Genomic DNA, 25,127 nt, shown 5'->3' with positions numbered 1-25,127 from the left:
ACTGCTGCTTTTTAGATTCAAAAAAATAAATGAAAAAGAAAATTACTTTATTGCTGTTAGCTTGTATTACTATTTTAAGCTGCGGTGATGATGTGGAGTTTAATACCCCAGCCTTTCAAGCTAATAGAGACTATAACACCGTTTGGAGAGCTGATTTCTTCAGTGCAACAATTGATGGAAATGGATTCTTAACCGTTTCTGGTGGAATAGCTTCAGAAGAAGTTAAATTAATAGTACCAACAGTTGCAGAAGGGACTTATATTTTTGGAGATGTTCCCTCAATTAGAGCAGAATATAGAGATGCTTCAGGAAATGAGTTTTCATCAGTGAATAACCCCGGGCCAATTACTGATCCAAGTAATCCAGTAAATCCTGATTATGGTGAAATGCATATTGATGAAATAGATGTTGTAAATAATACCCTAACGGGAAGATTTAACTTCATAGCCTTTAATGCATCAGGAACTAACTCAGTTGGGTTTAACGAAGGCGTATTTTTTAGAGTCCCAATAATAGGAACGATTCCATCTAATCCAATAACGTGTGATGATACCGAAGCAGATGCCATGGTTGCACTTACAGCTTACCAAGCAACCTTTGCTCCAGAATTAGAATACGTCGATAGCGATGCTTTTGAAGTAGCTTGTATGGCATATAAAGCAGCTTTAGAAACTCAAATGTCGTATTGTGGCGATATTAGTGGAGACATTCAAGATAGAATAGATGCGCTTGGAGATTGTACCATTTCATGCGAAATGGCAACAAACAACAGAAATACAGCAGAGTCAGCATTCAATACAGCTACAATAGGAACTTATGTTGCAGCATGTAATAACTATATGCTTTATCTCAATGAACAGATTGAATTCTGTGGTGATGATGATGGATCAATACAAGCAGTGATAGATTCGCTAGATTGTGGAGATGCCGATGCCGATGGCGTGCCAAATGTTTTTGAAGACTTTAATGGTGATGGTGATTTAGAAAACGATGATGTCGATGGTGACGGAATACCAAACTATTTAGATGATGACGATGATGGAGATGGTGTATTAACTATAGACGAAGCAAAAGATGCTGAAGGAAATCCAATTGATACAGATGGCGATATGGATGTAGATTATTTGGATAATGATGATGATGGAGATGGTATTCGCTCTAATTTTGAAACTGGAGACACAGACGGAGACGGTACAATGGATTATTTAGACAGTGACGATGATGAAGATGGAATTCTTACAATAGATGAAAATCCAGATCCAGATGGAGATGGTGACCCTGCAGATGCTGTTGACACGGATATAAATGGTGTTCCAGACTATTTACAGGCCTAACAATAAGCAAGAATGATAACATGCAAAAGCAACCAACTCAGGTTGCTTTTTTGTTTACAACTGTTTATAACTTTTACTTCTAAAACCTTATAGATTTCTTATTTTTAAAGTTCTGATTTTTTACATCAAAACAATTCTATGTACTTAATTTTTGATACAGAAACAACTGGATTACCAAAGCGTTGGGATGCACCGATAACAGACACTGATAACTGGCCTAGAGCAGTTCAGATTGCATGGCAATTGCATGATGCCATGGGTAATTGTATCGAGCATCAAGACTATTTGATTCAACCAGATGGTTTCAACATTCCGTACGATGCTGAAAAAGTACATGGCATTTCAACAGAATTAGCAAAAGAACAAGGTGCTACATTCGATGAAGTTCTGGAGAAGTTTAACGAGGTTTTAGCGAAAGCTAAATTTATTGTCGGACAAAACGTAGGATTTGATGTTAATATCATGGGCTGTGAGTTTCATAGATATGGAGTAGATAACAACCTTCAAGATTTACCAGTATTAGATACCTGTACAGAGCATACAGCAGAGTTATGTAAAATCCCAGGAGGAAGAGGAGGAAAATTCAAACTACCAACACTTACAGAATTACACGAATTCTTATTCGATCAACCATTTGCCGAAGCACACAATGCGACAGCAGATGTGGAAGCAACGACACGTTGCTTTTTTGAGCTTATTCGCCTTAGAGAATACACTGAAGAACAGCTAGATGTTCAGCCAGATTATTTCAAAAATTTCTCAGAGGTTAATCCTCAGCCTATAGAATTAATTGGTCTTAAGCACATCAATCTCAAACGAGAAAGTGCAAAGATTAATGAGCGACTTCAACAACAGCAAAAACAAGATATATCTTCAGAAGATATACAGCAGAATATTGCTGACCTAGAGCATGCACAATTTGCACATTTACACAATCATTCGCAGTTTTCAATTTTACAGTCTACTATCAGTGTAAAGGATTTAGTTAGCTCTGCAGCTAAACATAACATGCCTGCAGTAGCATTGACAGATCATGGGAATATGATGGGAGCTTTTCATTTTGTTCAGGCGATATCTGGACACAATAAAAGTGTAAAAGCACAACACGCAGAAGCAGAAGAAAACGGAGAAGAAAAGCAAGGCAATACAATAAAGCCGATTATTGGTTGTGAGTTTTTTGTTTGTGAAAACCGCTTAGATAAGACACGTAAAGACAATGGCTATCAAATCGTTTTGCTAGCAAAGAATAAAAATGGATACCACAATTTAGCAAAGCTATCCTCTAGTGCATTTACAGAAGGGTTTTACTATGTACCAAGAATAGACAAGGATATCATTCAGAAACATAAGGAAGATATTATTGTACTTACAGGAAACCTTTATGGTGAGGTGCCTAGCAAAGTCTTGAATGTTGGTGAAAAACAAGCAGAAGAAGCGCTCCTTTGGTGGAAAGAGCAATTTGGAGATGACTTGTATATAGAACTTATGCGACACAATCAAGAAGATGAAACACGTGTCAATCAGGTTTTAATAGAGTTCTCTAAAAAACACAATGTAAAGCTTGTCGCTACCAATAACACCTATTATGCAGAGCAAGAAGATGCTAATGCGCACGATATTTTGTTGTGTGTGAAAGATGGAGAAAAACAAGCTACTCCAATAGGTAGAGGACGAGGTTACCGCTATGGATTACCAAATCAGGAATACTATTTCAAGTCGCAAGACGATATGAAATCCTTGTTTAAGGATATGCCTGAAGCAATTACAAATATTCAGGAAATCATTGACAAGATTGAAGCATTCGAGCTAGCAAGAGATGTATTACTTCCAAAATTTGATATTCCTGAAGAGTTTCAAGATGAAGACGATAATATCGATGGAGGTAAACGAGGCGAAAATGCTTATTTGAGACATCTCACTTACGAAGGCGCCAAGAAACGTTATGGAGAATTAACAGATACAATCAAAGAACGTCTCGATTTCGAGTTGGCTACAATTGAGAATACAGGCTACCCAGGCTATTTCTTAATTGTGGAAGATTTCATTAGAGAAGCCAGAAATATGGATGTATCTGTCGGGCCAGGTAGAGGTTCTGCCGCTGGGTCTGTAGTTGCATACTGTCTCTGGATTACAAATATAGACCCAATTAAGTACGACTTACTTTTTGAGCGTTTCCTTAATCCAGATCGTATCAGTATGCCAGATATTGATATTGATTTTGATGATGAAGGACGTGGGCGCGTAATGGACTATGTAATTAATAAATATGGCGCCAACCAAGTAGCTCAGATTATTACCTATGGAACCATGGCTGCAAAGTCTTCCATACGAGATACGGCCAGAGTACTAGACCTGCCTTTAGGAGACGCAGATAGGATTGCTAAGCTAATTCCTAATATGTCTAAGCTTGGAAAGATTTTTGGTGTGAATGAAAAAGATCTGGCTAAAAAATTCCGATCCGAAGAATTAGAAAAAGTCAATCAATTACTCAATATTTCCGAAGGTGAAGATCTAGAAGCAGAAACTGTAAATCAGGCGAGAGTATTAGAAGGGTCAGTTAGAAATACAGGAATTCATGCATGTGGAGTTATCATCACACCAGATGATATCACCAATTTTGTGCCTATTGCAACAGCAAAAGATTCTGACTTATACGTCACACAATTCGACAACTCTGTTGTAGAGAGTGCAGGACTCCTTAAGATGGATTTCTTGGGCTTGAAAACATTGACGCTAATCAAAGACACCGTGAAGATTGTAAAAGCCAAGCATGGTGTAGAATTAGACCCTGAGAATTTCCCTCTAGATGATGAAAAAACATACGAGTTGTTCCAACGAGGAGAAACCGTAGGAATATTTCAGTACGAATCTCCTGGGATGCAAAAGCACATGAAGGATTTGAAGCCAACAGTTTTTGATGACCTTATTGCCATGAATGCCTTGTATCGTCCAGGACCAATGGAATATATTCCAAGTTTTATTAGAAGGAAGCATGGTGATGAAGAGATTAACTACGATTTGCCAGAAATGGAGGAATATCTCAAGGAAACGTACGGGATTACCGTTTACCAAGAGCAGGTGATGTTACTGTCTCAAAAGCTTGCAAATTTTACTAAAGGTGAAGCCGATGTACTTCGTAAAGCCATGGGTAAAAAGCAAAAAGCTGTCTTGGATAAGATGAAGCCTAAGTTTATTGATCAGGCAGCCGCTAAAGGCATGGATAAAGACAAGCTCGAAAAAATCTGGAAAGATTGGGAAGCCTTTGCAAGTTACGCCTTCAACAAATCTCACTCTACCTGTTATGCTTGGATTGCCTATCAAACAGCATATTTAAAGGCGCACTATCCAGCAGAATATATGGCTGCTGTATTGTCTAATAATATGAATGACATTAAGCAAGTCACTTTCTTTATGGAAGAATGCAAGCGAATGAAATTGAATGTGCTAGGACCAGATGTCAATGAGAGTTATTACAAGTTTTCCGTAAATCAAGATAATGCGGTACGCTTCGGAATGGGAGCGATAAAAGGGGTTGGTCATGGTGCAGTAAAAACCATTGTCCAAAACAGAAAAGAAGATGGGCATTATAAGTCTATTTTCGATTTGGCAAAACGTGTAGACTTAAGAGCTGCTAACAAGAAATCATTTGAAGGTTTGGCAAATGCAGGAGGGTTCGATTGTTTTTCGAATACCCATCGCGCGCAATATTTTAGTGATGAAGGTGATGGTATTACGTTTTTAGAGAAGGCTATCAGGTATGGAAATAAATATCAGGAAAACGAAAATTCTGCTCAAGTAAGTTTATTCGGAAATGCTAGTGAAGTTCAAATTCCAGAACCACAAGTTCCGCCTTGTGAAGAATGGGGAACCATGGAGAAACTAGCAAGAGAAAGAGAGGTGGTTGGAATTTATATTTCTGGACATCCTTTAGATGATTTTAAAGTTGAAATGAAAACCTTCTGTAATGCATCATTAGCCCTATTCAATGACTTAGAAAGTTATGTCAATAGAGAACTGACTTTTGGAGGCGTTGTGACCGACATTCAACATCGTATTAGTAAGCAAGGAAAGGGTTGGGCTGCATTTACTGTTGAAGATTATACAGATAGTTTTGAGTTTAGGATTTTTGGTGAAGAATACTTGAAGTTTAGACATTTCTTAGTCCAGAATTCCTTTGTATATGTTAGAGCTTATGTGAAAGAAGGCTGGGTCAATAGAGATACTGGAAAAAAAGGTGATCCTAGAATACAGTTTAATAACTTCCAATTGCTTCACGATGTAATGGATACCTATGCTAAAAAACTATCCATTCAATTAAATATTAATGATCTCGAAGCTAGTAAGATTTCGCAAATAGAGGACCTATTTAGATTGCATCAAGGAAATAGTTCACTTAATTTCTTAATCTATGACAACGCTGAAAAAATCAAACTACAAATGCCAAGTCGAAAGCAAAAAGTGAAAATCTCTCAAGAATTGCTTTCAGAATTAGAAGCGCAGGATGTGATGTATAAACTCAATTGAGCTTAGGAAGATTTCTTTGAGCTAAAAACTGTTTTAGTTCTTTTACCAAGAAACGATCCCAAGTTGTCGAGCAGATTTCATAACAATCTACAGTAGGATTTAAGCCTGCTTGATGAAATTTCAAGACGGTTTTATGATTCACCTCTATGATGCTCCAATGGAGTACATGACCAATCCATTCTTTATTAAAATCTGGTTCGCCATCAATACATTTCCAGATCAATTCTTCATTTGGAGTAAACTCTAAAATCTGAAAAGTCCACCAGTAATCATTTTCAAAAGTAACAGTAAAACGACCACCTTCCTTAAAGTTTGAATTACTTATGGTTCCCCACCATTGACCAAGATTTTCATTTAATGCAGAAAATAATTCTTGCTTAGAAGTTTCTAGAGGTATTGAAATAGTATAATCTTGAGTTGTTTCCATAATCTATTAGGTATGCTTTTGACCTAAGAACTTCTCTAGGTTATCCAATTTATCATCCCAGAATTTAGAGTACGACTGTAACCATTTATCAACCTCTTTTAAGGGTTTAGGATCGGCATTGCAAAAGCGTTCTCGACCTACATTATTGATGTAGATCAGTCCAGCATCCTCCAATGTCTTTATATGCTTTGTAACGCCTTGTCTTGTCATCGCAAAATCGCTTGCAATCTGTGTAATTGATAATGCGGTGCTTGCAACCACCAAAGCGTGAAAAATTTCACGCCTTGTTGGATCAGCAATAGCTTTAAAAAGTTTGGTGACTCTATCCTGCATGTGCTTCTTTCTTTAAGTATGTGTTTAATTCGCTCATACAATTATCCCAACCACCATTAAAGTTGTTGAACATTGTCACAGCCGTTTCACCTTCATAATTAGAAATACCAGAATGTTCGAGGTAAAGCTTAGTATTTTCACCTTCAGACTCTAAGCGCCAGGTCACTGTAGTTACAGCTTTAGTGCCTTCTACAATCCATGTATAAGATAATGTGTAAGGATCAGCTTCAAGAATTTCGCCTACAATAGCTGTGCAATTTTCTTCTCCGGAAGACGTAAAGCGGTAGTTGTACCCCTTTTCTGCTTTAAAATCTGCATCGATAAACCATGCTGATAACTCTTCTGCTTTAGAAATAGCATTCCAAACAGCTTGAATGGAACGGTTGAACGTGCGTTCTTTTGTAATGACATCTTTCATAATTGTTCGTTTTTTTTGATTAAAATGCAACTTTTCGGTTGCTAATATAGAATGAATAATTTTAATACGCAACTTTTTGGTTGCTTTTATAAATTGAAGAGCAGTAAATATCTCTTGATGTAAAGAGTGGATTTATTCTTTTACAATCTTAAATAAACCAGATTTTTCGCTTGTAGAAATACTTAAAAAGTAGACGCCAGATGCTAATTTTGAAACATCTATTGAAGTGTTTTGACGGTCAGATTCTGTGGTCAATATTACTTTACCTGAAACATCAATAAGTTTAAACTTTAAATCGTCAGTTAAAGGCGTATTAATGTTAATTGAATCTGATACAGGATTTGGAAAAATTGTTATTTCATTAGTCTCAAATTCCTCAGTAGAGAGTGTGTCAAAAACAATACAATCACTAACTTCTGTACAGGTGCCTATTGTTACTTCGACTCTATAAACTCCGTTTGATGTTACAGTGAGCGATTGACCAGTCTCTCCAGCTATAGCAGTGTCAGTATCGCAATCGTACCATTGATATGTAGCAGAACTTTGATTAGAGGTCAACATAGTAGGGGTTTGTGTAACTGTATTATCCACAGCAACAAGACTTCCTTTGGTCGCAGTATAGGCTAAAACCAGTTTAGTCATTTCTGTAAAGTAAGGATAGTCTAGTGTAGAAGCTACGTCACCAGATGTATGATAGAAAGGTGTTTGGTCATTAGTTTCCCAAGACTCACCAACCAAAACTGCAGAATATCCATTGCCCCAGAAACTTGCGTGATCACTTGCGGCTGTGCCTGGGTCTACAACGATGACACTTAAGTCAAATGTATACGCATTTAATACATCAATAATATCATCCTTCATGGCAATGGAGTTGGCGAAGTTTCTAACATCAATATCAAACTCGTTATCGCCAGGTTGTCCAGGGCTATCACCATCATAACCCATCATGTCCATATTTAAAACTCCAAGAATATTGTCGCCATTTGTATTGGCCAAATTTGCATAATGAGAAGAACCTCTTAATCCAATTTCTTCTTCATCCCATAAGGCATAAATGATAGTGTTATCAAAACATTGCGTAGATAATATTCTTGCTATTTCTAAAACAGCAGTGGTTCCTGTGGCATTATCATCCGCACAAAAATCAGCAACAGTATCATAATGTGCGCAGATCATGTAAATGTCATCAGGATTTGTTTTTCCTAATTGTGTTGCTATAATATTTCTACCGTTAGTATTAAACGCCTGGTCAGTGATTGTAAGATTATCCATAGACATGAATTGTTCTACCAAATAATCTGCAGCTAGATCATTGTTGGCTTGCTGTCTATTTGTTATGGTAACAGGATTACCTCCAACAGTAGTGGAAACCGCACCAGAAAATTCATTTACGGTAGTTTGTAGGTTTGCTTCAGTAACAGCATCCATTAAATCTTGTATTGTTTGTCCATAACTAAATGCAGCAAACAAAACGCAACACAACGTATTCAAAAACAGCTTGTTCATTTTATGGGGTTTATAGCAATAGCCACCAAAGATAAGGCTTTTAGAGATAAAGTATACTCTACATTTGTAGAATCAAAAATTTATTTCTACATTTGTAGAGTTAATTCTAATTGTGTAGAGTATGCAACTATCAAAATCTGAAGAACAATTAATGCAATACCTCTGGAAACTAGATCGTGCTTTCATGAAAGATTTGCTCGATGCCTATCCTGAGCCAAAACCAGCTACGACAACAGTAGCTACATTGCTAAAGCGTATGATAGATAAAGGTTATGTCGACTATAAACTCTTTGGGAAATCTAGAGAATACTTCCCTTTGGTAAAGAAAAAAGCATATTTCTCTAAGCATGTAAACACGCTTATAAAAACCTTTTTCAACGACAGTGCCTCGCAATTTGCTTCGTTCTTTACTCAGGAAACAGATCTAAGTAAAGAAGAATTAGAAGCGTTGAAGCAGATTATAGATAAAGAAATAGAAAAGAAGTAATGATAGTATATGTTTTAAAATTTAGTGCTTGCCTGTTAATACTTCAGGTTTTCTATAAGTTATTCTTAGAAAAAGAATCTATTCACAGATTCAAGCGATACTATTTGCTACTCACATTATTTGCAGCCGTAATAATTCCTTCTATTACGTTTACAACAATTGTTGAACAGCCTTTACAATCAGTATCAGAAATGGTATTGATTTCTGAAGGAAACGATGGAGCGCAGACGGATCAGTTTCTAAGCATTTTGGTAATGGTGGCTTGGACTATTTACGGATTGGGAGTAATCATTTTTGGCTGCAAATTTTTGATTAACCTTTTCAGTATCCGAACGAAGATTGTGAACAATCCAAAACAGCATCACAACGGATTTACTAATGTATTGCTTCAGAAGTTGGCAGTACCTCATACATTTTTCAACTATATTTTCTTCGATAAGACTAAATATGAAAACAATGAGATTCCTGAAGCCGTTCAGTTGCACGAGCAAGCTCATGCCAAACAACAGCATAGTGTAGACATACTCTTTATAGAATTATTACAGATAGTACTGTGGTTCAATCCATTGATTTATTTACTAAAGAAAGACATAAAACTCAATCACGAGTATTTAGCAGATGCAGCAGTAATTAATCAGGGCGTTTCGCTATCAGTATACCAAGAAATTGTATTGGCTTTTTCTTCCTATGAAAGTAAGGCAGAATTGGTTCATGCATTTAATTATTCATCCATCAAAAAACGATTAACAATTATGAAAACAAAAACGTCAAGGCGAAGCGTCTGGATAAGAAGCTTGTTACTCTTGCCGCTTCTAGCAGTTCTGGTTTATGGCTTTAGTCAAGAAAAAGTGGTAACTAAAAAAACGCCTGTTCAGAAGTCTAATGATATTATAGAACTAAATAAAGAGATTGAAACCTATCACATGCTTTCTAAGCAGTATACAGATGCTCTTGCATTATGGTTAAAAACTGAGCGTAATGATAATTCAAACTTGAAAGCTTTAAAGGCAAAAGCTGATGAAGTTTTTAGCGTTATCTCGGAAGAAGAGAAGGCGAAGTACAATATTAAAATGACACCTCCTATTCCTGCTGAAATGCCCAAGCGTACATTTCTGACCAAGCGTATATTTCAGGAAGGTGCTACAAAGGAAGAAATGGCCGAGTACAATAAGTTGGCAAGAAAGTACAATTCAGTAAAGAAAGGAGAATCCATAAGGATATACGAAAAGGAGCTTGCTCGAATGAAACACATATATGGTAAGATGACCAAAGCACAAAGAGAAAGTGCTGAGTCATTCCCAAGTATTCCTTTACCGCCACCACCGCCACCAGCACCAAAAAATGCTACGGCAGAACAACTGAAAGTATATGAGAAATCTTTGAAGGAGTATAAAGAAAAAGTAAGTAAGGCTAAGTTGAGAAAGGTGACTCCTACTAGGATACAAGTAAGAGAAGTGCCGCCAAAACCTCCAAAGAATGCTTCGGATGCTGAAATGAAGAAGTATGAAAAGGCTTTAAAGGCTTACAAGGAGTATAAAGCCTATACAGAAAAAACTAGCAAAGAGAAGAAAAGACGAAAAGCAGTTGCAGAGGTAAAAGAAGTACCAAGACCAGTAAAAGTTGAGGTCGTAGAGGTTCCGCCTCCACCACCACCACTTCCTCCAAATGCAACCGATGAAGAAAAACGACGCTATAAAAAGATTATAGCTGAGTATGCTAAAAAATACCCTAAGGTTAAAAAAGTAAGGTCAAAACCAAGAAAATTAGTAGAAGTGGTTGAGGTTCCACCACCGCCACCACCAAAAAGTTTAGAACAATTAGCTAAAGAAGGTGCAGAGTTTTATTTTGAAGGTAAAAAGATTAGTGCTGAAGAAGCTTTAAGAATGTCTAAAGGTAAATCTCCGGGACATGTAGAGTACAAGGAAGTGAATGGAAAGAAAACAGTTCATATCTATTCCAAATCAAAGAAATTACGAAAGCAAAAAAGTAAAAACTAAGTTAAAGCCTCGATTTTCGAGGCTTTTTTGTAACAAACCAGCATTTTTAGCGTTCTAATAACTAATCAATCAAAAAATTAGAGTGTGATGTTGAAACAATTTTTCATCGTTTGTTCCGGAGCTGATACAGACATTCTCGAAACCTGTTCTAACGGAGAGCAGAATAAATATGCTGGTATTGGAGCCACAGTGTTCTTTACAGCAGTTATGGCGTTTATAGCCGCATCTTATGCTTTATATACTGTTTTTGATAACTATATTACTGCGATAGCATTTGGGTTTGTTTGGGGGTTACTCATCTTTAATCTCGATCGTTATATCGTTTCTACGATCAAAAAGCGAAACTCAGTTATAGATGAATTCATTCAGGCATTGCCAAGAATCTTTTTGGCTGTGATTATAGCTGTTGTCATTTCAAAACCTTTAGAGCTTAAGATTTTTCAAAAGGAAATTGATCAAGTACTTCTTGAGGAGAAAAACGCTATGACGCTCAATAATCAAACACAGATTGCGGAACAATTCACACCAAAGATTGAAGATCTTAATTCTGAAATACTAATGCTTCAGGGGCAAGTTGCAACAAAAGAAACAGAAGTGAATGCATTATACGATGTGTATATTTCTGAAGCAGAAGGCACTGCAGGCACTAAGCTACTTGGCAAAGGGCCTGTATATAAAGAAAAACGCGAAAAGCATGATGCTGCTCTAGCTGAATTGAATACACTCAAAGCAGAAAATAAAGCCAAGATTGAAACTATTGAAGCGCAAATAGCACAACTCAATGCAGACTATGCCAATAAGGTGACCACAACTCAGCCAGTAATTGATGGCTTTGATGGGTTAATGGCTCGTATTAATGCGCTAGGAAAGCTACCTTGGTTACCTTCATTTTTCATCTTTTTATTGTTTTTAGCTATTGAAACCTCACCGATTTTTGCCAAATTAATATCTCCAAAAGGCGAGTTTGATTATAAACTAGAAGATGCTGAAACCACAGTGAAGACCTGGGTAGAGCAAAAAGTAAACGAGCGCAATGTGCTATTGGCTACGGATAGAGATGTCAACAATAGAGTCTACAATGACATTGCTGATGAGGAAGAGCTATTGGACTACAAGCGTAAGAAAGCACGAGAGTTAATGCAGAACCAGGCAGATGCGTTTTTCAATCATCAGAAGAATGCTTTGTAAGCTATCGTCACTTCGAGTGAAATTCTGAAAAGAATTTAGTATCGAGAAGTTGTAGCGTTATTTATCATTCATCTTAGAAAACAGATCCCAAACCACAACGCCACAGCTTACAGAGATATTGAGCGAGTGCTTGGTGCCAAATTGCGGGATTTCAATCACATGATCACTTGCAGTAACAACGTCTTGTGATACACCTTTCACTTCATTTCCAAAAATTATTGCATAAGTAGTATTAGGTTCAGGAGTAAAGGCATTGAGCATCGTGGCATGTTCTGCCTGTTCTATAGCACAAACTTTTACATTCTTCTTTTGGAGTGATGTTACGACATCTATAGTATGTTCAGCATATTCCCAATCGACCGTTTCGGTGCTGCCTAAAGCCGTTTTATGAATGTCTTTGTGCGGTGGCTTTGCTGTAATACCGCAGAGGTAAATCTTTTCGATAAGGAAAGCATCACTTGTTCTAAAGACAGAACCAATATTGTTTAGACTTCTAATATTATCAAGAACAATAATAAGTGGTGTTTTCTTAGCCTTTTTAAACGCGTCAATATCTAATCTGTCTAATTCGCTATTTTTTAATTTTCGCATTTGATAAGTCCTTCAAATTGTAGATAACTTTCCGTTTTTTTAATCGCTTAAAACATAGAAATATAACTATTTTAGCATACTTCTACTTTTGGCAAAAGTAAGATTAAAAACATAGATATCATTGGCTAAAAAAGCAAAAAAAGAAACTCCGTTAATGCAACAATACAATGCTATTAAAGCTAAGTATCCTGATGCATTGTTATTATTTAGAGTAGGTGATTTTTACGAAACCTTTGGGAGCGATGCAGTAAAAACAGCCAAGATACTGGATATTATTCTTACCAAAAGAGGTGCTGGGAGTGAGAGTGAAACTGAGTTGGCTGGATTTCCGCATCATTCGCTAAACACATATTTGCCAAAGCTTGTCAAAGCTGGTGAACGTGTTGCCATTTGTGATCAATTGGAAGATCCAAAGCTTACCAAGAAGATTGTAAAGCGTGGCGTCACAGAATTGGTGACACCAGGAGTAGCCCTCAACGATGAGGTGCTTAGCTCTAAGACCAATAACTTCTTATGTTCTGTATATTTTGATAAACAAAAAATTGGTGTATCCTTTTTGGATGTTTCCACAGGAGAATTCTTAACTTCTCAGGGCAATGCAGAGTATGTCGATAAGTTGCTTCAGAATTTTAATCCGAGCGAGGTTTTAGTTTCTAAACAGAAACGTCAAGAATTTAATGAAGTGTTTGGTAACGACTTCCATACATTTTATTTAGAAGATTGGGTGTTTCAAACCGATTATGCCAACGAAACACTTATTAAACATTTTGATACCAAAACCTTGAAGGGATTTGGAATTGAAGATTTGTATGAAGGCATTATCGCTTCAGGAGCTATTTTACATTACTTGGGCGAAACACAGCACCATAAGCTTCAGCATATTACCTCAATTTCTAGAATTGCAGAAGATGAATACGTGTGGATGGATAAGTTTACGATTAGAAATCTAGAGCTATACCATTCTACAAATACCAATGCAGTAACCTTATTAGATATTATCGATAAGACCATTTCGCCAATGGGAGGAAGAACCCTAAAGCGATGGTTGGCTTTGCCTTTAAAGCATTTGGATAAGATTAATGAACGTCATGAGGTGGTGGATTATCTCAACACACATGAGACCACACTTCAAAAGATTCGGAATCATATAAAGCATATAGGCGATATAGAGCGCCTTATCTCTAAAGTAGCAACGGCAAAGGTGACGCCTCGAGAAGTTGTTCAACTTAAAAATTCTTTAGAAGCTATTGTCCCGATAAAAGCATTAGCTTCAAATTGCGAAAATGAGTCTTTGAAAATCATAGGCACTCAAATACAGAGTTGTGATATACTCCGAGAAAAAATCAAGCAAACACTAAACGAGGAAGCACCAGTAAATATCCTGAAAGGGAGTACCATTGCTGAAGGATTTTCAATGGAGTTAGACGAACTCAGAGGACTATCTTCTTCAGGGAAAGCGTACTTGGACAGTATGCTAGAGCGAGAAAGTGAACGCACTGGGATTCCTTCATTGAAGATTGCGTCAAATAATGTATTTGGGTACTATATCGAAGTTCGCAATACACACAAGGATAAGGTGCCAGAAGAATGGATTAGAAAGCAAACTCTGGTTAATGCAGAGCGTTACATCACTGAGGAACTCAAAGAATACGAGGCTAAGATTTTGGGCGCAGAAGAACGTATTCTAGCAATAGAACAGCAACTGTTTTCTGAGTTGGTAATGTGGATGAATTCATTCATTAAATCCGTTCAACAAAATGCACATTTAATTGGGCAGTTAGATTGCCTCTGTGGCTTTGCACAATTGTCAAAAGATAATAATTACATCAAGCCAATGATGAATGAGTCTTTTGATTTAACTATAAAAGATGGAAGGCATCCCGTTATAGAAAAGCAATTACCACTTGGAGAATCGTATATAGCCAATGATGTACACCTCGATAGAGATTCGCAACAAATCATAATGATTACTGGGCCAAATATGTCTGGTAAATCCGCTATTCTGCGTCAAGCCGCTCTGATTGTTTTATTGGCTCAGATCGGTTGTTTTGTACCTGCTGCTGAAGCACAGATTGGTATCGTAGATAAAATATTCACGAGAGTGGGAGCTAGCGATAATATCTCGATGGGAGAATCGACTTTTATGGTCGAAATGAATGAAACAGCATCTATCCTGAATAATATTTCGGATCGAAGCTTGGTGTTGTTGGATGAAATTGGAAGAGGTACAAGCACCTATGATGGTATTTCGATAGCTTGGGCAATTAGCGAATATTTGCATGAACATCCTGCCAAGCCTAAAACATTATTTGCAACACATTACCATGAGCTCAACGAAATGACTGAAACTTTTGAGCGCATTAAGAACTACAATGTTGCTGTTAAGGAGTTAAAAGATAACGTCTTGTTTCTGCGTAAACTTGTCGAAGGCGGAAGTGAGCATAGTTTTGGAATCCATGTCGCACGAATGGCTGGAATGCCACAGCAGGTGATACGACGCGCGAATAAAATCTTAGAGAAGCTGGAAAAGTCGCATTCTAGTGAAGAGCTAACCGATAAGGTAAAGTCATTGAAAGACGATTTACAGTTGAGTTTCTTTAACTTGGATGATCCTCTGCTTGAAGAAATTAAGGATGAAATTCTGCACACAGATATCAATACATTGACGCCTGTAGAAGCTCTTATGAAGCTCAACGAAATAAAGCGAATGCTCCTTAAAAAGAAACAAGCTTAAATTATTTTGCTTTAAAGCCTTTGCAATTATAAGAAATAGTTTAAATTTGCATCCGCAATCGAAAGATTGTACGTTCATTTTAAATGACTGCGAAAGTAGCTCAGGGGTAGAGCATCACCTTGCCAAGGTGAGGGTCGCGGGTTCAAATCCCGTCTTTCGCTCTACTTTTATATAAAGTCCAAGCAGAAGTGGTGGAATTGGTAGACACGTTGGACTTAAAATCCAATGGCCATTATGGCCGTGCGGGTTCAAGTCCCGCCTTCTGTACTGTAGCGCAATCCCTTTATTTATAAGGGGTTGCGCTTTTTTTGTTTAACAGTGTTTCTTAATAACAGTGTTTTTTAAAAGTGAAGTCGTATATGTACTCGTATATGTTGTGTTTATAGTAATGATAACAATTTCCAAGAGAAAATATCTCTTTATAAGTATTATAAAAACCTATAGATTTGTTTAATTAAATTAATAAGCTTAACATTACTTAATGAGATATGAATTTAATACATATTGTGATGAGAGTTGTCACTTAGAAAATGATGACCAAAAATCAATGGTGCTTGGAGCTATATGGGCAAATAAAGGACTTACTTCCGATATTAATAAAAGAATTAGATCCATAAAGAAAAAGCACGGCTTGAAATGGAAAGAGAACGAAAAGGGTAGAAGTTTTGAAATAAAATGGAATAAGGTATCCAAGTCAAAAGAGGAGTTTTATTTAGACCTTCTTGATTACTTTTTTGATGATGATGACTTACATTTTCGAGCTATTGTCATTCCAGATAAAAACATTTTAGATCATGAGGCCCACTTTCAAAGTCATGATGACTTCTATTATAAAATGTTTTTTTTATTAATCAGGAATATTCTTAGTCCAGAAAATGCATATAACATATATATAGATATAAAAGATACTAAGAGTCAAGATAAAGTAAATAAGCTCGAAAAAATACTTAGAACATCCCAATATGATTTTAATAAAAAAATCATAAAAAAAGTACAGCAGATAAGATCACACGAATCAGAAATTCTTCAAATTACAGATCTTTTAATAGGAGCTTTATCTTATCTACATAGAGGTATAGATTCAAATAATTCAGCGAAGAAAAATTTAATTGAAAAAATTAGAGAGAGGTCAGGATATTCACTATTAAACAATACACTACCGAATGAAAGGAAGCTTAACGTATTAGTGTGGAAGTCTAACTTTCAAAAACACTAGTTATGCATCTGCCAGAGATAATATGCTTAAATGATTTTGGAGGACATTATGCATCATATATTGAAGCAGTTTATGAGATATTTACCAATGACTTCATTTTAGATAAACCATCTTTTCGTGGCACTAGACTTGGACTGAAGAAGCATCCTATAGTAGATGGAAAAGAATATACCTTTTATCATTTTACTCACTCAGGAGAAATAGAAGATGATAGGATACCAGATTTAGAAAGATGTGAGAGAATAGGTTGGATAAAACCAATGATAAATAACTCAGATAGTAAAGATTTGCTAGTTTGGCGAAAGCCTCATGGGAGTAAGCATAGAATTCTGATTTACCACCCTTCAGAAAGATTTCTTGTTGTTTTAGATGATAGGGGAGATTATATATTACCCTGGACTGCTTATTGCGTAAAATACAACAATAGACATAGAAAATTAATTGCGGAAAGTGAGAAATATAGTATATAAAATGCCGAAACCGCCCACAAGTGAACGGCTTCTTTTCTCCTCTAACACATGGTCATTGAGATGGTACAAATGTACGACATTTATCGTATAAAGCTAATAAAGCTATAATTTCATCGATTAAAGGTGTTATTTTATGGATGAAATACATTTTTTTAATGTTTCTTTAATTTTTATACACTATTAATTTTAATTCAATTTGTATATTAAAGCTAATGCAAATAGTATACCATTAATTGCCATAGAAGACATATTTAGTTCAGCTAATAGTGACTATTTTAGGATCTTAATTGAAAAAAAATGAAGAGTAAAAAAATAATTTATCTTTTAGTATTGCCTATTCTGAATTTAATAGTGCTTCTATTCCTTTTGGAAGTGATTGAGAGCTTTATTGTTGTTCTTTCTTCTGTTGTATTGTTTTATTTATTCCATTCATTAAAGATTTCAAAAAAGTATAAGAAGAAAGGGTTAAATAGTTTATTTATTCTGTTTTACCTGGCAATATTATTTTTTCCAACATCTCACTTTATTAGTTATAAGATAAATGATAACAATTATTATTTATCTGATTACCTAAAAGAATCCGCACATAATAGATTAGAAAACGAAAAACAATACAATCAATTCAGTACTTTAAATTATGAGGTAGTTAAAAATAGCTTAAGTAAGGAGAACGATTCAATACTTAATAAGTTAAAACTGTTTAAGTCAATAGAGTTAAACTACTTAGATAGTATAAGTTTATCAGTGCCAGAGCATCATAAAAAAACTAAAGGACTCTCTGGAGGTGGATTAGCTCCGCCAAAGTATTATTTAACACTTCATAGAAATAATGACAGAATAGATATAATTCATCACAGAAACAGTACAATACGTGAAACTCTAGAAAACTATCTAGATGATTACTATTCATTTTATGAAAGATCCAAAGATGTTAAAAAAGAAATTGGTTTTGTTGACTTTTGGTTTGCTTCAATTTCTTCATTTAAATTTTCTGAAATTATTCCAAATACATACTTGACGAAATCATTATGGCTTTTTCAATCAATAATTTCATTCATATTACTTTTTTATATTTCTACTAACATTCCACAATTGAGAATAAATAAAAGATAAATTCTTAACAAATATTGTTTAGTTTAACTCTAAATTTATAACAAATTTCATCTACTGAATTGATAAATCTGAAGATGATTTTTGAAAGAATTATTTTACGAAATTTTACAATTTTGACAAGTTTTTGAGGTAAAAAATAGCAATTATAGCCAAAAGAGAATATCTATAAATAATTGTATTTTAGACATTTATGTGAGTTTTTTTAAATTTTTATAAAGTATATGTAATCGTATATGTTTTGGTCAAATTTTCAGCATTTTTAAACTATTAATTAACTGATAATCAAATGTTTAATTTTTACAAAAGAGTAACTGTGAAACTTAAAATCCAATGGCCATTATGGCCGTGCGGGTTCAAGTCCCGCCTTCTGTACAAATGAAAAGCCAAGACATATGTCTTGGCTTTTTTGTTTCAAATTTTAATTCGCTAAATGATTGAAATTGCATGGGCAAAAAGAATTATTTTGCTTTTTTGTTTACATTATTATAACAAGGACACAAATAATAAAGTAAATTTATGTTGCTACTGTAAATTGAATAAGGTAGTCATTGATTCATAAAGTATTATGTTTAGCAAGCACACACTTTTTTGGCTTAGAATCTTATCACTCGTGTTATTATTCTCAATATTCAACAGTAGTACTAAACCATTTAAGACTCCTATAGCAGATATATCAAAAAAAAGTTTCACTATTGATAGCATTAAGGTTAAAAAGGCTGATAGTTTATTTAATAGAGCAGATAAACTCTATACCGTAGAGCGAAAATACGGGGAAGCCAAAGTACTTTTCTCCAAAGCCGACTCCTTATACCAAGTGTTAAACCTTCCGGCTAAAATTATTTTGGCTAAGTGCAAAATAGCAAAATGTATGTCTACCATGTTTGAGCCTTTAGACCATATTATTGCAAAGCTTAATGAAGGTCTCGACTTTGTTGAAGCTGCGAAAGGGAAGGATTATGAAATAGGTAAACTCTATTATGCCCTATCCACAATGTACAGGCTAAATTATCAGATAGACAATGCACAATATTATGCCAATAAAGAATTTCAACTATACCAAAAGTATTTGGATAGTAAAGACGTCTCAATGTTAGATAGTAGAATTAGTAACATTGATATGTTGGGACTAATTAGAATTACTGTTTCCGATTATGATACTGCTTTCAAATATGCAGAGGAAGGTCTCGAATTATCAAAAACACTGGGAGATCCTGAAGGTATTGCCTATTTTCATGCCAAGAAGTTTAATATTTATAAGCGTAGGGAGCAAGATGAAGAGATCAGAACTTTTATTAAAGATGAAAAGACCTATGGCTGGCTAGATAAATCTAAGCTTTGGTTAAAGTATCAGTATTATTTTGACATCATAGATTACGCTAATGACGTTAGAGATTTTGATCTTGCTGAAGAGGCCATTGCTAACCTTGAAGAAGTCTCAGCTGGTGCTCATTTTTCGGATATCTTTATTGATGAACGCAAAGCTGAGCTATATAGCATTAAAGGAAATTACCAAAAAGCAATAGATATATACGAAAGTTTCAAGGATAACGAACAATACCAATATGTTAGGAAAGATAGTCATGCATGGGTATTGCTTAAGCTTGCAAAAAGCTATTATAAACTGGGAGACATCCAAAAATCTAAAGACTACTTAAACAAAGCATTTTTCAACAACATCATTAGTACTCCTGAAAACTATAACTTCTTCACTGAACTCAGCTCTGAAAACCTCTTAATTGAAGGCTCCTCTATCTTGGAAAAGCTGAGGTTTAAGGGTGAAATGGCTTTAGAACTTTACAAAAAAACCAAGGAGGCAGCCTACTTGAGTCTTGCCAAAAACTGTTACGAGTTATTGCACGAAGCTACCAAAACTGTTGGTCGCCTAAGTAAAGAAGATAAATTTATAAGCGCAGAAACCTTTAAGGAAGTTTATGGAAACTTATTAGACATATATCATAACAGTTGGCAACAAGCTCAAGATGAAGCACTATTCTACAAAGCGCTAAGCATTAGTGATGAGAGTAAGATTGTAGCTGTGCTAAATGAGATTAGTGCCATAAAGCAAGAGAAACTTTTTAAAATTATTCCATCTGAAACTCTTCACACAGAGCGCCAATTGATGAAAGGAATGGATTCCATAAATCGATTATTGAAAGCCAATGTAGATTCTGAATCCCTTATCAAACAAAAAGATAGTTTAAAGCAAGTTTTCGAAGGTTTTAAAAAAGACCTTAAGCAAACTCAACCGCAATATTTTAGATTGAAATACCATGATGATTCTAACTTAAAGGATATCATTGAGCAAAATTATAGCAAATACAACATTATACACTTCTTTTGGGGCAATTCGGTAGTTTATGTTTTGAACATAAATGGCAATACATTAAAATTTGATAAGATTAGTATTGACTCACTAGAAGACCAAGTTGAACAATTCAATCACAGTCTAAGGGAAAATACAAGTACAGATTATAAAGCACTGGGTTATACCATTTACACAACATTGTTTCAAAACTATATTGATTCAAATAAGAAAACTATACTGGTGTCGGACGATAAATTGCATTTACTTCCTATTGAAGCTTTAAATACTGGTCAAGATGATAATGGTAAGTTTTTGGTTGAACTAACCAGTTTTTTGAGACTGAATTCTTTGGCACAAAGAGTAGTGTTGCCTGCTTCAAAAAATAAAGGATTAAAGCTTTTTGCACCATTTTCAACTAAAAGCTATGACCGTAACAATGTCTTACCATCTAGTTTGGATGAGGTAAATATAATCGGAGGTCTATTGGATGGTGAGGTTTTTCTAGATGAGAATGCAAGTAAAAACGAATTCTTAAATCAGATAAATAGTAACAATATCATCCATTTAGCAACACATTCTGAAGTAGATTGTGATAATCCACAATGGAGCAAAATATACTTTAGTAATTCCAAGGACGAAGAACCTAGTAAGTCTATCCTTAGGTTAGAAGAGCTATATAGTCTCAACATTAATTCTGATTTGGTTACGTTGAGTTCTTGTGAGACTGGAATTGGTGAAGAAATGAAAGGTAAAGGCGTATTAAGTCTTTCCAATGCGTTTACATTTGCTGGAGTCTCCAGTACAGTAATGAGCTTATGGAAAATACCAGACCAAGAAACATCTCAGATAATTGTTAGCTTTTATGAGAACCTAAAAGAAGGACAAGAGAAAGATATTGCATTACAGAATGCTAAAGTTAAGTACTTAAGCTCAACAGATGATCTTACTCTAAAGCATCCTTATTATTGGGCAGGCTTTGTAATTTCTGGAGATGCTTCCCCTATTGTCGATAATCAATCTTATTGGCTTTACATACTGGGCACACTAATTATTTGTACGATCATAATTTTTTTAATAAGAAAGAATCGTAAACAGGATTAGTTCAATCCCTCATTAAAGCTTCGAGTCTAGCTAAACGTTCCTCTAATTGTTTATAATTTTCCTTGAGCTCTTCATTTTCTCTTCGTAATTCAATGGCATAAAGGAATAGTTCTTCAATTTTTTCAAGGTTCTTAATAGAAGTTTCAGATAGACTAATTACCATTCCATTGACCTTAACTTCCTCATAGGATTTAACACCTGGTAAGTGACCCTTAGCTTTGATAAATTGTTCAACCTCTTTTAATGTTTTAAAAGAATAGTTATTGTTTAAGGATGAAGCTCCTTCATAGTAGGCTTCAAATACATAATCTGGATATGTAGTTGTATCAGATTGAAAATCGACTGCTCTTGCTGTTCCATAAACTCTTAGTGGAAATCCATTATTCAAATCTATTTCGACACGCTCAGTTGCACCTCCTTTGAAGATGAAACTGTCCTCAACATCTTCGTACTCCAATCCCCAACCACCAAAAGCTGTAGAATGTGCTATAACCATTTTATCCGAATTTGTAAATCCGCCATCAAACATATATATCATAGGGCTTGGAGTTCCCGTACTTTGTGCAAACGTAATACTAGTTTGGTCACTATTGAAATGAATATCATCACCAGAATTTAGAACGTCTAGTTCAGTTCCTGACCTAGACCAAAAGTTTGTATTCGGTAAATCAATCCAGCTTAGGTTTCCCATTCCATCGGTTTGCATAATTTGATCATTAGTGCCTCTTGAAGCTGGAAAAATATAATTATTTGGTGTTGAAGAAGAATATGGTTCGGTGCCAATAGATACACTTCCAATGAAAAACCCTGAAAAACTACCTGTTTTTAGGGCACTAGACACTATCCCAAAGTGTGTTCCACCAGCTGAAGGATTGACAGAAGTGAATATCCCTGTTTTAGTTCCTGTTCCTACACCTTGCAAATTATTTACTAAACCTGTATGGTTGCCATTTCCTGAACCATTGATTTGATTAGAAACACCAATTTTATTGCCATCACCATTGTTGGATATTGAGGTCAGCATTCCTATTTGAAATGCATTGCTAAGTCCGTTAAACTCATTGAAAACTGCATATTGAGATCCTGTGGATCCACCACTTCCTAGAATATTTCTCACTCCATATTGCTGTGCATTTGTTGAGCTTATAATCCAATTAAACACCCCTGTTTGTGGGCGGGTTGAAGTCCCGTTTAAAGTATTGTACACTCCAAAGTTATCACTGGTTCCACTATTATTGATCGTATTATAAGTGCCTATTTTTGCTCTATTGGATCCATTAGAAGAACTTGTTATAGTATTGTATATCCCATAGTCGCTAGACTCACTATTATTTGATAGTTCATTATAAGTTCCATACCTGTTTGTTGAAGTTCCTGTTCCTGTGATATTATTATAAACACCCATTTTGGGATTATTACCATTACCAGATAATAAGTTATAAATACCTCTTTGGCTACTGTTATTGGTAACATTGCCTCCAACAATATTAAACAATCCTGAAATTGCAAACGATGCTCCAGAAGTAGCAGAATTGGTAACATTAATCGTACGATCCAAAGTACTTTCAACAACATCCAATTTGTAACTCGCATTGTTCTTCCCAATTGCCATATTACCAAAAGTGAATTTATCACTATTAATGTTCGTTGGCGCATTGGTTGTTCCTTCTTCATAGAAATCATGGTCTTCAATAACAGATAATGTGGTTAATAATTTTTCCCAAGATGAAGAGCCTTGATTCCAGTAATAAAATCCAGGTGAATTGGGTCCTACTGATGTGGTCAAATAGATAAGCATACTGTTTTGATCTGCTCCTGGACTAGTAGAAGGAAAGCCAGTAAGTCTCGGAATCAATAAGCCATCTGTTTCTAGAGGATTAGACACATTGGATGCAGATATGTCTAGAGAAGCTTTTGGGTCTGTATTACCAATACCTACTTGAGCATTTAGTATGAGGCAAGGAATAATAACAAAACTAAATAACAAGAAGCGCTTCATAATTTTGGTTGTTTATTAGAATGGTTTTCTAATTAATGTCAACCAAAGCAAAAAGTAAACACAAAACAGTTATTCTATTTTTTTAAGTAGCTTTTGAGCTTCCTTTCTTTTGAACTGAGATGTTGTGGCAAGTAACTTGCGGAGTTGTTCTTTAGCTTGTTCCGGTCTATTTGTGTTTAAATATGCCAAAGCTAGGTACCAATTTTTTTTATCTGCCAGATTATTACCAAGATCTAAGTGAGATTCTAAAATAGAAATTGCTTTATCATGCTCATTGAGTTGCATTAAGGCATTAGCCTTATAAAAACTAATAGAAGCATCATGTGTAGTTTGTAAGAGTGAATCAAAAAGATTTAAAGCAACAGTATACTCTTTAGCTTCGTAGGCCTTAAATGCTGAGTATTTCAAATCTTTAGAATTATCACCTCGAACAATAGGCTGCACAACATTACGATATGGTTGAAAATATTCTGAATACAGATCTTGATGATTCACGTCATTATTTTTGAACATCCAATACCCAGATAATGTTGCTATCAACGCTATGCTGGCAGCTACGAGCCATGTTTTACTAAACGTTTTAGTATTAGCTAAGTTCTCTTCAATAGTAATTAATTCTGACTTGACTGTATCGTGAGCTTCTTTTGTAGCAACAACCTTCAAGTCTTCATGAAACTTCACTTCATTAGCGAAATCTTCATCGTTTTTGACCAAACGATCAAATTCGATTTGTTGTTCTTCCGTGAGTTTTCCAGAAATATACAGCGCTATTAATTCATCATTATTCATAACTATTGATTTAACATCATTGATCTCAATGACTTTAAACAGCGAGACTTTTGACTCTTAACCACATCTTTGTTATTATAATTTAGTTTTATCATTATCTCTTCGAGATCAAGTCCTCTGTAATAAAATAAGGTCAAAATTTCTTTACACTTGCCCCCCATATTCTTAAACACATTGTGCAACAACTTTTGCTCCTCCGTCAATTCAGAGGTTTCCAAAGTAAGGTCAGATAGGTTAATATCCTTTATGTCAAAATAACTAACATCCTCAACCAAATGAACTTTCTGTTGCTTTCTAGAATGTTCAAATATCATGTACTTTCCTATGCTGAATAGGTACGTTTTAAGTTCACTTTTTAAGTTTTCAATTTTTCCTTTAATCGCATTATCTCTGAGTGCTATAATTGCATTTTGATATATATCTACGATACTATCTTCGGAAATGGAATACCTACTAGCAAAACTTATAAAGTCCTTTCTGTATCTGGTATAAATGATTTCCAATGCCTTTGAATCACCATTTTTTAACCCTTTGATAAGTTGTTCGTCTACCATTTAATGATTAAGGAGAAATTAAGTAAGCATTTCATGTAAAA

At 35.2% G+C, this 25,127-nt stretch carries 18 protein-coding genes and 2 tRNA genes; 12 read left to right on the top strand and 8 right to left on the bottom strand.

Features of this window, described 5'->3' with window-relative positions; translation table 11 throughout:
* Positions 1–29: 29 nt before the first annotated feature.
* Positions 30–1,334 carry a DUF6252 domain-containing protein gene (locus tag NCE97_RS14875; RefSeq protein ID WP_353780076.1) on the top strand — a complete coding sequence of 435 codons (1,305 nt, stop codon included), beginning with the start codon at positions 30–32 and terminating at the stop codon, positions 1,332–1,334.
* A gap of 138 nt (positions 1,335–1,472) precedes the next feature.
* Positions 1,473–5,858, top strand: a complete 4,386-nt coding sequence (gene dnaE / locus NCE97_RS14870) for a DNA polymerase III subunit alpha (protein WP_353780075.1) — start codon at positions 1,473–1,475, stop codon at positions 5,856–5,858.
* On the opposite strand, the gene NCE97_RS14865 is transcribed toward dnaE, so the two are convergent.
* The 4 genes from NCE97_RS14865 to NCE97_RS14850 form a co-directional block, all read right to left on the bottom strand.
* Positions 5,851–6,285 carry an SRPBCC family protein gene (locus tag NCE97_RS14865; protein WP_353780074.1) on the bottom strand — a complete coding sequence of 145 codons (435 nt, stop codon included), beginning with the start codon at positions 6,283–6,285 and terminating at the stop codon, positions 5,851–5,853. The two genes, dnaE and NCE97_RS14865, sit on opposite strands and share 8 nt — an antisense overlap.
* Before the next feature lie 6 nt (positions 6,286–6,291).
* Positions 6,292–6,618, bottom strand: a complete 327-nt coding sequence (locus NCE97_RS14860) for an ArsR/SmtB family transcription factor (RefSeq protein WP_353780073.1) — start codon at positions 6,616–6,618, stop codon at positions 6,292–6,294.
* Positions 6,608–7,036 carry an SRPBCC family protein gene (locus NCE97_RS14855; RefSeq protein ID WP_353780072.1) on the bottom strand — a complete coding sequence of 143 codons (429 nt, stop codon included), beginning with the start codon at positions 7,034–7,036 and terminating at the stop codon, positions 6,608–6,610. The genes NCE97_RS14860 and NCE97_RS14855 overlap by 11 nt, the downstream gene beginning before the upstream one ends.
* Positions 7,037–7,168: 132 nt before the next feature.
* Complete coding sequence (locus tag NCE97_RS14850; protein WP_353780071.1) at positions 7,169–8,542, bottom strand: M28 family peptidase; 1,374 nt, start codon at positions 8,540–8,542, stop codon at positions 7,169–7,171.
* 121 nt (positions 8,543–8,663) lie between these two features.
* Between NCE97_RS14850 and NCE97_RS14845 the strand changes: the two genes are divergently transcribed.
* From NCE97_RS14845 to NCE97_RS14835, 3 genes are all read left to right on the top strand, one after another.
* Positions 8,664–9,029 (top strand): BlaI/MecI/CopY family transcriptional regulator, encoded by a 366-nt coding sequence (locus NCE97_RS14845; RefSeq protein WP_353780070.1) that lies wholly within the window; start codon positions 8,664–8,666, stop codon positions 9,027–9,029.
* Between the two features lie 104 nt (positions 9,030–9,133).
* The gene (locus tag NCE97_RS14840; RefSeq protein WP_353780069.1) at positions 9,134–11,026 is read left to right on the top strand and encodes a M56 family metallopeptidase; all 1,893 of its coding nucleotides are present in this window, start codon (positions 9,134–9,136) and stop codon (positions 11,024–11,026) included.
* An 87-nt stretch (positions 11,027–11,113) separates the two neighbouring features.
* Positions 11,114–12,214 (top strand): DUF4407 domain-containing protein, encoded by a 1,101-nt coding sequence (locus NCE97_RS14835; protein WP_353780068.1) that lies wholly within the window; start codon positions 11,114–11,116, stop codon positions 12,212–12,214.
* Positions 12,215–12,271: 57 nt separating this feature from the next.
* Here NCE97_RS14835 and NCE97_RS14830 read toward each other — a convergent pair whose 3' ends face one another.
* Positions 12,272–12,805 (bottom strand): RNA methyltransferase, encoded by a 534-nt coding sequence (locus NCE97_RS14830; protein ID WP_353780067.1) that lies wholly within the window; start codon positions 12,803–12,805, stop codon positions 12,272–12,274.
* Between the two features lie 121 nt (positions 12,806–12,926).
* Between NCE97_RS14830 and mutS the strand changes: the two genes are divergently transcribed.
* The 7 genes from mutS to NCE97_RS14795 all read left to right on the top strand — a co-directional run bounded on the left by mutS (position 12,927) and on the right by NCE97_RS14795 (position 21,744).
* Positions 12,927–15,539, top strand: a complete 2,613-nt coding sequence (gene mutS, locus NCE97_RS14825; protein ID WP_353780066.1) for a DNA mismatch repair protein MutS — start codon at positions 12,927–12,929, stop codon at positions 15,537–15,539.
* 89 nt (positions 15,540–15,628) lie between these two features.
* A tRNA-Gly gene (locus NCE97_RS14820) sits at positions 15,629–15,700 on the top strand.
* Positions 15,701–15,721: 21 nt separating this feature from the next.
* Positions 15,722–15,806, top strand: a tRNA-Leu gene (locus NCE97_RS14815).
* Between the two features lie 214 nt (positions 15,807–16,020).
* On the top strand, positions 16,021–16,755 hold the full coding sequence (locus tag NCE97_RS14810; protein WP_353780065.1) for a DUF3800 domain-containing protein: 735 nt from the start codon (positions 16,021–16,023) through the stop codon (positions 16,753–16,755).
* Positions 16,756–16,757: 2 nt separating this feature from the next.
* Positions 16,758–17,225: a hypothetical protein gene (locus NCE97_RS14805; RefSeq protein WP_353780064.1), complete on the top strand. Its 468-nt coding sequence runs from the start codon at positions 16,758–16,760 to the stop codon at positions 17,223–17,225.
* Between the two features lie 297 nt (positions 17,226–17,522).
* Positions 17,523–18,338, top strand: coding sequence for a hypothetical protein (locus NCE97_RS14800; protein WP_353780063.1), 816 nt, complete (start codon positions 17,523–17,525; stop codon positions 18,336–18,338).
* Between the two features lie 868 nt (positions 18,339–19,206).
* Positions 19,207–21,744, top strand: a complete 2,538-nt coding sequence (locus NCE97_RS14795) for a CHAT domain-containing protein (RefSeq protein WP_353780062.1) — start codon at positions 19,207–19,209, stop codon at positions 21,742–21,744.
* Position 21,745: 1 nt separating this feature from the next.
* Here NCE97_RS14795 and NCE97_RS14790 read toward each other — a convergent pair whose 3' ends face one another.
* From NCE97_RS14790 to NCE97_RS14780, 3 genes are all read right to left on the bottom strand, one after another.
* Entirely contained in the window at positions 21,746–23,743 is a 1,998-nt protein-coding gene (locus NCE97_RS14790) for a phage tail-like protein (protein ID WP_353780061.1), read from the bottom strand.
* Between the two features lie 69 nt (positions 23,744–23,812).
* Positions 23,813–24,532, bottom strand: coding sequence for a tetratricopeptide repeat protein (locus tag NCE97_RS14785; protein ID WP_353780060.1), 720 nt, complete (start codon positions 24,530–24,532; stop codon positions 23,813–23,815).
* Positions 24,533–24,534: 2 nt separating this feature from the next.
* Positions 24,535–25,086 (bottom strand): RNA polymerase sigma factor, encoded by a 552-nt coding sequence (locus tag NCE97_RS14780; protein WP_353780059.1) that lies wholly within the window; start codon positions 25,084–25,086, stop codon positions 24,535–24,537.
* Positions 25,087–25,127 lie beyond the last annotated feature (41 nt).

It is taken from the genome of Winogradskyella sp. 3972H.M.0a.05 (genome assembly GCF_040493455.1).
GTDB lineage: Bacteria > Bacteroidota > Bacteroidia > Flavobacteriales > Flavobacteriaceae > Microcosmobacter.
The sequence above is the reverse complement of the archived record's forward strand: the minus strand, read 5'-3'. Positions and strand labels throughout refer to the sequence as shown.